Here is an 8,938-nt window from a genome sequence, read left to right as displayed (position 1 = left end):
GGAAGGGCTTCGCCCTAAGGGACTATTTGCGGTCAGACTTCGACGAGCGTGAAGGCGACCTGCCAGGCGTTCGGGGCGACCGCGTTGAAAGTGATATGTCCCGATTCCAGGCGGACAGTATAAACAACTCCGTCGAGCGGGTGTAGCCACTCGAAAGACAGCGCGCCATTCTTCAGCGTTGTCGTGCGGAAAGCGCGCAGCAGATCGAGATCGGCGCGGCTCATGCGCTTGTAATTAACGCCCCAGCTGCGCTGGTCGCGGGTGAATCGCGGACGGGTGACCTGATAGCCCGCTGTCATCGGCGACGAAATGATGCCGTCCTTTGAGGGTTCGCCATCGGGCGATAGCGGGAAGTCCGGCAGTCGGCTCAGAGTCGGAAACGTCGGCATTTAACGCACTCCCATCGCGTGGCGGAATCCAGGATTGTTTTGCGCTGCCTCGAGGACGACGCCGATGACCCACTTTTCTCCGTCGAACTTCGGCGATCCCTGCGCAGACGCGGACACCTGCATGCCGGTCTGGTTGATGAGATTGAATGACACATTCGGCGCTGTCTGCGATCCATATATCTGCGCCAGCACACCGAGGCGTCCGGCGGAGTCCTTTTTAAGAGGCATCACAGCTTCCGGGCCTGCCTCCGCAAAGATGCCACCACTGGCAAAGGCATGCATGCCGGAGAACAGGAACGGCGTCGGCGTATCGCGCACGGTGTTCACGTACTGATGCAGGCTGTTGCTGGAGAACACGTTGCCCTTGGCGTTGTACTCAACCATCGACCCCTTGGCCTGCGTCTTGTCCGCCGCCGACATCGCGCCGCCGGAGAACAGGTCGGAGAACCAGGCACCAGCGCCCTTCACCAAGGGAGAAAGAATACTGGTGCGCAGCGTCTGCATCTGAATATCGGCGAGGACGTTAATCGCCGCGTTGCCTAAACTGGTGATGTCGATCTTCCCTGTCGTGGCAAATTTCTTGATGAACCCCTCCATTGCCGACGTCGATCCGGAGAAGGCGATCTCGGCTGTCTTGGCCGCATTCGAGGCGCTTTCCTCGTAGGTCTTGAACGACTTCTCCCATCCGTATTCGAAGGTACGCTGCGCTTCGTAGCTTTCCTGAGCGGCCTTGGCCACGCGCTGCTTCTGCGTGGCCAGAATCGATTCGGCATCGGCCAACGCCAGCGTCCGGGCCGCCGACTCGGGCAGATCACGCAGGATCCGCTCGCGGATCGCGCGGCCTTCGTCCTCGGCCTTGTACAGCGCCTCGGCTGCTGCCTTCTGGCCACCGAGCATCAGACCGAGTTCCGCCTCGCGCTGGATCCGCAATACCGTAAGATCGGCGGTGCGCTGGTAATCCCGGGTGATATTGCCGGCGCGCTTGGCGGCATCTTCCGCCTGGTTGCGCTTCTCGATCGCGATCGCTTCCTGAAACAGCGTATCGATGCGTGCTTTCTCGGCGCCGGTCAGCTTGATCGCGCCAGTGGCCAGATCGGCATTCATCTTGGCCTGTTCGCGCTGCGAGTCCGTCAGTTTCTCTTCCTGACGCGCATCCAGTTCTGCGATCGAAATCTTCTCGCTGATGGTCTGCCGCAGACGCTGGTAGTCGGTGATTTTCTTCTCGGTGTATTTGTCGCGGGCAGCGGCTTCGAGATCCTTCACTTCCTTGCTGTTGACGTCGACGCCGGCCTCGGTGGCGACGCTCCGGATCTTGGCGATCTCCGCCCGGAGCTTCTGCTCCTTGGTCAGGAGCTGCTCTTTCATGCGCTCGAATTCGACGCCGGCGCTGCGCTGCTTGTTCTGGTTCGCTTCCTGGGCGGCGACCTCGCCCTGGGCGGCGACGATCGCGGCATAGACGCGCTGCTGCTTTTCCAGATCAGCGAGTTGCACCTTGGCGGCAAGCGAGTCACGGTTTGACGTTCCGAGCCCCTTGCGCGCCAGATCGAGCTGGGCGTTGACGGAATCAAGCTTTGCCTGCCAGGTCGATTCACGTCCGGGGACGAGCAACGCATCCCAGGCGCCTATGATCGCATCCTTGACGCGCTTCCAGCCGCGCTCGATCGTGCCGAGGTTCTGGTCGAGCTGCGAGGCCATCCGGTTGGCGGCATCGGCAAACGATTTCTGCGCCAGCGCCGACGCTTCGGCTTCGCGCCCGTTTTCCACATGCGCCTTGATCTGTCGGTAAATCGACGCCGTCAGATACCCGTACTGGTCATTGAGCTTGATCGACGCTTCGACCGGCGACTTGCCTAACTCGGCAAATTGCTTGACCGTCTCCGACATCGCCTGGCCACCCGCACGCTCCAGGTTGATCGCAGCCGCCGCCGTCAGCTGAAGATTGGCGGCGGAAACGCGCCCGGTGGCCACCAGCTGCGTTAAAGCGTCAGCGGCGAAGCCCTTGGTCGCACCGGTCGCTGAGGACAGTGCGGTGGTGATCCTGGTGATTTCTGAGGCATACGTCCCGGCATTGTTGGCGGAAAGGATGATCGCCTGGTTCATCTTTTCCGATTCCTGCGCCCCGGAATAGGCGGCATATCCGAATGCCGCCAGCGCCGCAGCACCGACTGTCAGCGGACTGATCAGATTGGCAATATAGGTTCCCAGCGCCTTGGCGGCCGGGCCGACGCCGCCGAACATATCCTTGAGCTGACCGCCCTGCTGCAGGAGCACGGTCAGCGGCGCCTGGCCACCCTGAAGCGAAGTGACGATGTCCGTGAACTGCGCCGGCACACCGCGCAGCGCTGCCTTGTAGGCCTTGGAAAGCTCTTCCGTCTTGCCGTTGAGCTGATCCGAACTCGATCCGAGATTATGGTAGGCGTCGCTGATCTTTTTCAGCGCCTCTTCGCCATCCTGGGTATCGACTTCGACGAGGAGCTTGAGCTTTGCCACGACGGTCAGTCTCCGTTAAGAATCGGCAGCGCGGCCAATTCCATGAGTTGCAGATCAGAAAACACTGCGTCCCGCCGGTCCTCCGGAACCCTACAGCGCACCATCAAAATCTCGAGCGCCTGGTAATTCAGGCCACGCACCACACACGCCCCGCTGGGCAACACCTGGCAATCCCACTTCGTCCTCGACCGCTCAAAGATTTCGGCCGCATGAAAGTTTTCCGGAAACACACCGAAAAACTCCGGAACATCACTTTCCTCGATTTCGCCAACGATGCCGAGAGCCGCCATCGCCTCCTTGAGTTCCGCGTTGTTCGGACGGCCGCCCGAGGCCCAATATTGGGCGGCCTCAATCAGTTTTTTACGCGGGACTCGAACAGTTCGCGGTGATAGGCCTCGAAGATGTCCAGGGCGGCGCGCGGCCGCTTCTTGAGCAGGCGATCGAAGTTCTCAGCAGAGAACGGCTTGTCGAAGTCCCGCCAGCCGACCACCATTTTCTTGACGACCTCCGCCGTCGTCTGCCCGGCCGTCTCCTTGATGAAGGCTTCCCACTCGTCCGTATCCATGTATTTGAATTCGAACTTGGCGTCTTCGGCGACCGGCTTCCCGGGAATTGTCATCGGCACATCGGCCGTAAAGGTCGGATCGGGATCGATTGTAAACATGTCAGAACACCACCAGTTTGAGTTCGTCATTGCCGACGACCGGGATCGCCCGCACTTCATAGCCGCAATACAACCGACCGTTGGAATTTTTCTTGGTCGGTTTGATGAGTTGCGCCCCGGGCAAGAACACCATGAATTTGTTGCCTGCCTGGGTGCCGTGCACCAGTCCAATCGACTGAAGCGTGTTCGCCTTGACCGTCGTCATAAACGACACTTCCTGGGCGGCCGTCAGGTCGAGCGTGACATTGCCGCTACTCTCCCGCTGGGTGACATCGATCGATTCGCCGCCGAGCAGCGGCTCATGGGAGACGCTATTGCCAAGGCTGATCTCGATGCCCTGGCTCGGATATCCCTGACCGCCGGTCAGCGCTGGCGTCGCCGCCGTGTAGACCGCGCCGAAGGTCAGGTCGCCGGTATTGGCCTCGGACATTGCCAAAGGCTTCTGGAAGGTGCCTGTCGTCTGCGCGGCCGGAACGGCGGCGGCCATGCCGCCGTCAAGCCCGAGGAATTTGAACGAGAACACTGGCTTGTTCTTGAACGTCATCTTGATACTGACATCGCCCCGGCAACCACGGGCGACGTGCTTGACGCCGTCGCTGAAATAGTAGATCGAGAGCGAATCGGAGACCGGCGTCACCAGGTTGTATTCCGTCCGGACGTTTTCGGTGACGGATTCCGCAAACCCACAGGCGCGCAGCAGCGGACCGTAGGCCGGGGCGACACCGGCAGTGCCGGACCCGGCGATTTCGACATCGAATGTCATCGACACATAACTGGCGCCGACGAGTTGCTCCGATCCACCCAGGAACGCACGCACGAGGTCGCGCGACACGTTTTCGGCGTTAAGCGGGACGATATCCGGATTCGAGATCAGGATCGCGTTGGCGCCCTCGGTCGGCGTGGCGTCGACGCCATACGTCGCTTCGATCTTGGCCAGGATCGCGGTATTGCGGGCATATCTTCCCATGACTTACTCCTTTGCAGATTTCTTGGCGGGTTTTCCAGCCGCCGGATCCGGCACCGGCGCTGCGGCCGAATCGGTTTCGACGGGCGGCGCGGGACGGTTGGTGGAAAGCTCGCCCGGCTTGCGGGGCTCTTTGACCTGCTCAGTGTTTTGATCTGCCATCATTTCCTCCAATAACTTGCCACCTGGAACTCATCGAGCCACCAGAGAATCCCGTCATCCCAGCGCATCAGACGACCGGACGTGAAATACACCGGATGCCCTTCGGCAGGATTGGGAACCCAGCCGATCAGCGCGCTTTTGATAGCATCCCGACGGGCCTGAAGACCGCCGATCGCTGCGGCGCCGGCGACGTCGCTCAGATTCGAAACGACCGTGAACACGCCAAAGCCGATATCGATTTCCTGCTCGGTGACGCCCAACAGTTCGCCCTCGGTACCGGACTCGGTCATCGGGATGACATAGGCGCCAGGCGTGACCACCTTCTTGCCGATGGCGTCCAGGTCGGCTGCACCGCCGATCTTGTTGAAACCGGTGGTGGCCGCTTTCAGCCGGGCGACGACTGTCTCGATCACGACCGCTCCCCGCCAAATACCTTGGGCCGAGAAGACGGAACGAAAATCGCCTCTTTCTGACCGGTGGTCTGCGCCAAGGCGCTGGCGCCGGCCATCGTGACGTCACCGCTGGCGATCGAGCGCATCAGCTTGACCGCGTCCAGGTAGCGGTTGCGGACCGCTTCGGTAACGCGATCGTCGAACAGGAAATACCGGGCGATATCGCAGTTGATGCGCACCAGGATGTCGGGCACCGTGGTGAGCGGCAACGCATACCGGGCGGACAGATAGCCGTCGATCTCGGCCTTGGCGTCGTTTAACGCCCGGGCAACGACACCGGCGTCGATCGTCGTGGCAGATTCCCGGTCGGTGAGCTGGGCGAGTTCCTCCTCCCCGAACCGGGTTTCCATGTCCGCCTGGGTTGCGTAGGCCATTTAAGCAGGATCCTCAGTGATGCCGACGACCTGCAGCATCGGCTCCGCCAGCAGCGCGGTGATCTGGTCCGTGCTCAACTCGTTGGCCTTGACTACCGTTTCCGCCTTGGTCCAGGCGCGGCCGGCGCGGCGGAACCCTTCGACGGCCGAGACGACCTTGAAGCCGGTGAAAGAGTCAGCCTTGAAGCCGGCGACGATGACGACAGGCTCATCCTTTTCATTGGCGCCCGATGTTCCCCCAGCGGGGGAAATCTCCGTCTTGTCAGTCTTCGGAGGTTCGCCGTTTCCTAACGATTGATTGGCGGTTTCGGAGGTGGACGAATCCACCCCCGACCCGTTCAATGCACCGTTATTCCCCGGCGATGCGGGCGGTGGATTATTCTTGTTCTCCGGCGATGCGGAGTCCGTCTTCGGCGCGGCGGCCGGCGACGTTGCGGGAGTGGCTGCTTTTCTGGTCTGCGGTTTCTTCGACGCCATGACGGCTCCTTGTGGTTGATCCAAGCGTTCAGTAAAACCCCCACCCGCAAGGGAAGGGGCTATGGCTTAACGCTCGCGATTAGCCCGCGCCGGTCGAGGCGGCCGACAGCTGCCAGTAGCCGTACAGGCCGGTCGCACGCGCTTCGGCGCCGTACTTGAACTTCTTGCGATTGAAGACGTCGTCGTTGTCCATGCCGGTCTGCGAGACGAAGACCGGCTTCTTGCGCATCTGGACGATGAACGGCTTGACCGACTGCTTGCTGGTGACATGCAGCATGTAGGCGGTCGAGCTGGTCAGGCCCGGATTGACCAGGACCGTCGCCGTGCCCTTGTACGGGTTCGGGGAGTTGTCGCCGAGCTTGTCCGCTTCGCAGATGACGCGGGCAGCTGCTTCGAGGGCCGGCGGAACCTCGAACGTGTCCGGAATCAGGCGAAGCGGCATGCCTTCTTCGTCCTTGAACTCCATGATCTTGGTGCGCAGCGCGCCGTAGCTTGCCTGCGCGCCGGCCAACGTCGCCGAAGACAGCGCAGCGGTGATCTTGTTGCTGACGCTGGAATCGCCAACCGGGTGATCGGTGTCGTAGAAATACTGGCCATCGATGCCGGTCTGCGTGAAGGCGTTGTTCTTGAGGTCATCGACGATGATGTCGTTGAGTTCCCCCGCCGATTCGCCAGCCTGCATCGCCTGATTGTTGTACAGCCCCAGCCGATCGTCCTCGATGTCATTGCGATCGACTTCGATCGTGGCCTCCCAGTCCTCATTGGCCTTGTAGTACTTGCCGGCCTTGAGTGCTTTCACGACCTTGTCGCCGACCCACTTGCGCATGCGCGGGAAGCGCGACAACCAGGCGTAATCCTCGCCGGCACCCGTCGACGGAACCTCCATCGCCGTCTTCTGCCAGTCGCCGGGCACGGCTTTCAGTGCATTGTTGAAGAGGGTCTTGAGACCGGTGAAGATCGACTGCAGGGTACTGGCGTTAACCAGCATCCCGACCGCCGCGAAGGCCGGAACGGCGTCCGAGTTGGCCAGGGCGGTGAAAGCGTCCTGCCCGGCGGTTGCCGGCCACGACAAAACGGCAAGGGCCGCGAAGGCGATCGCGATGCCGATCGATGCGAATTTCTTGATCATGATTTCTCCTTGATGAACGGATGTGGTGTTAAACCGCCTTCGCGAGGCCGTTTCCCTTATTCGACCCAGACGCCGTCGGAGTCGACGCCGACCACCTTGCCGGCAGCGGAACGAGCAGCGGTGTCGCTCGTCTTGGCCACGGTCTGGTCATCGACGATGTAGCAGGTCTTGCCGAATTCGGCCTGCGTGACGGCGTCCGTCCCAAGGTTCGCCCACTTGAACGCCTTATGACGGCGAACCAGGACGATCTTGGCGCCATCGGCGCCGCCGGTATTGTCGATAAACGATTCGGCGCGGCCGAGGTAGGTCAGCGTCGCGGCGGTGCTGCCCGGGGCGGCATAACCGGCGGCATTGGCGACCACCATCGAACCGGCAAAGATCTTCGCGTTGGCGGCAACGGGCACCGGAATCAATCCGTTGTCCCGCATGTGGGTGTTGCGGTCTGCGGCGAGAGCAGTCATTGAAGTCTCCGTTCAGATGAAAAGGAATCCCGTCAGGCCGAGGCCGACAGGGTCTGTTTGAAATCGGCCTCGGGCACCCCGAGCAGCTCGCACACCTGCTGCTGTTCGGCCGAGAGCGCAGCGACCGGGCCGGGCGACGGGGCGTTGATGCCGGTCTGCGTCTTGTTGGGGACGATCGTCGGCGCCGTCACTTCGAGCATCGAGGTCAGCGCGGCGAGATTCGTCTGGCCGAGATTGCGCGCCCAGGCTTCCGTGGCCGGCGTGATCTTTCCGGCGGCCTTGCCGTCGGCGATGATCTTTTCCAGCTTGCCGCCGTTGATCTCGGCTTGAAGGTCAACGACCGTCGTCTGCAGCTCGGCCTTCTCGCCCTGGACAGCGGTCAACACCGCGACCGGGACGAACTTGGCCGGATCCGGCGAATCGACCTGGGCGGTCAGCTCGGCGAGCTTGCTGCCCTGCTGCGCCAGGTGTGCCGAGAGATCGAAACTCGCCGCCGCCGTGGCGTCGCCGCCAGTCAGTTGTGACTTGAGTTTGTCGAGCTGGGCGATGATGTCTTCCGCCGTCGCGCCGACGGGCAGATTGAGCAGCCAGCGCAACTGTTCGAGCAGTTCATCCATTGCGGGAACCTCCAATGATGTGTTGGTGAGAAAAACTTCGGCCGCCAGGGCGGCGAGATCGGTGAGGCCGTCGATGCCGGGATCGTTGGTCAGCGCGGCGTGGAAAAGCTTGAGGACGCGGCCGGTGACCGGGTCGTAAGAAAACACCGGGGAAACGTAGCGGTACTGCTTGCCCTCGATTTCCTGGGCGGCCATCGCCGTCCAGTCGGCGCCGATAACCCACAGACCATCGCCGGGGCGCCATTCGAGCTTCTCGTACCAGCCGGCGGCGATCGCCTTAGTGCCGTTCTTTTTGGCCAACAGGGTCGCGTGCTCGTAGTCGATGACGCAGGCCGATTCCCGGGCGGCCATCTCGGCGACCAGGCGCGCGCCGTCCGCATCATCCAACTGCCAGCTGCCGCACTCCTTCGGGCGGCCGCTGCCATCGCCGGAACGGAACGTCCCCGCCGGGATAATGCGGAAATCGCGCGGCGCGCCGGCATCGATCTCGACGCTCAAGGCGGAGATCGCGATTGCCGTCGGCTTTTTGGATGGGGGGCGTTTGCGACTCATGTGCCCATGATTCCGGATCGGACAGGGGCGACGAGAGGGGAAACGCTTCGGCGGGGATGAGGGTTTTTTTCGGAGATCGGCGGGGGTGGTTTCGTCTTTTACCGAAAACCGAAGGTCGCCTGCGCGAGCAACCGCCCCTAGAACCGCGTTAATGGCGCGTTAATTTGTGTTTTCGCGTGTCGGGTGATCCACACGTAGCCACTGCAC

General features: G+C 61.9%; 12 protein-coding genes. All 12 read right to left on the bottom strand.

Annotated elements, in window-relative coordinates; all coding sequences use genetic code 11:
• Window positions 1-32 precede the first annotated feature (32 nt).
• Complete coding sequence (locus BLR25_RS18180) at window positions 33-389, bottom strand: hypothetical protein (protein ID WP_091939765.1); 357 nt, start codon at window positions 387-389, stop codon at window positions 33-35.
• A complete protein-coding gene (locus BLR25_RS18175) occupies window positions 390-2,879 on the bottom strand; it encodes a phage tail length tape measure family protein (RefSeq protein ID WP_091939762.1) in 2,490 nt (829 codons plus the stop codon).
• Between the two features lie 5 nt (window positions 2,880-2,884).
• Entirely contained in the window at window positions 2,885-3,169 is a 285-nt protein-coding gene (locus tag BLR25_RS18170) for a DUF1799 domain-containing protein (protein ID WP_091939760.1), read from the bottom strand.
• A gap of 62 nt (window positions 3,170-3,231) precedes the next feature.
• Window positions 3,232-3,543, bottom strand: coding sequence for a phage tail assembly chaperone (locus BLR25_RS18165; RefSeq protein WP_176785975.1), 312 nt, complete (start codon window positions 3,541-3,543; stop codon window positions 3,232-3,234).
• Between the two features lies 1 nt (window position 3,544).
• Complete coding sequence (locus BLR25_RS18160) at window positions 3,545-4,510, bottom strand: phage tail tube protein (RefSeq protein WP_091939756.1); 966 nt, start codon at window positions 4,508-4,510, stop codon at window positions 3,545-3,547.
• A 3-nt stretch (window positions 4,511-4,513) separates the two neighbouring features.
• A complete protein-coding gene (locus tag BLR25_RS21425; protein ID WP_176785974.1) occupies window positions 4,514-4,672 on the bottom strand; it encodes a hypothetical protein in 159 nt (52 codons plus the stop codon).
• Window positions 4,669-5,082, bottom strand: coding sequence for a phage tail terminator protein (locus tag BLR25_RS18155; protein ID WP_091939755.1), 414 nt, complete (start codon window positions 5,080-5,082; stop codon window positions 4,669-4,671). The genes BLR25_RS21425 and BLR25_RS18155 overlap by 4 nt, the downstream gene beginning before the upstream one ends.
• Window positions 5,079-5,495 carry a gp436 family protein gene (locus tag BLR25_RS18150; protein WP_091939753.1) on the bottom strand — a complete coding sequence of 139 codons (417 nt, stop codon included), beginning with the start codon at window positions 5,493-5,495 and terminating at the stop codon, window positions 5,079-5,081. The genes BLR25_RS18155 and BLR25_RS18150 overlap by 4 nt, the downstream gene beginning before the upstream one ends.
• Window positions 5,496-5,972, bottom strand: a complete 477-nt coding sequence (locus BLR25_RS18145) for a hypothetical protein (protein ID WP_143009921.1) — start codon at window positions 5,970-5,972, stop codon at window positions 5,496-5,498.
• A 79-nt stretch (window positions 5,973-6,051) separates the two neighbouring features.
• Complete coding sequence (locus BLR25_RS18135; protein WP_218122808.1) at window positions 6,052-7,101, bottom strand: Mu-like prophage major head subunit gpT family protein; 1,050 nt, start codon at window positions 7,099-7,101, stop codon at window positions 6,052-6,054.
• A gap of 56 nt (window positions 7,102-7,157) precedes the next feature.
• Window positions 7,158-7,562 (bottom strand): hypothetical protein, encoded by a 405-nt coding sequence (locus tag BLR25_RS18130; RefSeq protein ID WP_091939747.1) that lies wholly within the window; start codon window positions 7,560-7,562, stop codon window positions 7,158-7,160.
• Window positions 7,563-7,594: 32 nt separating this feature from the next.
• On the bottom strand, window positions 7,595-8,731 hold the full coding sequence (locus BLR25_RS18125; RefSeq protein WP_091939745.1) for a phage protease: 1,137 nt from the start codon (window positions 8,729-8,731) through the stop codon (window positions 7,595-7,597).
• Window positions 8,732-8,938 lie beyond the last annotated feature (207 nt).

It is taken from the genome of Propionivibrio dicarboxylicus (assembly GCF_900099695.1).
GTDB lineage: Bacteria > Pseudomonadota > Gammaproteobacteria > Burkholderiales > Rhodocyclaceae > Propionivibrio > Propionivibrio dicarboxylicus.
This window is presented reverse-complemented; position numbering and strand designations above follow the sequence as displayed.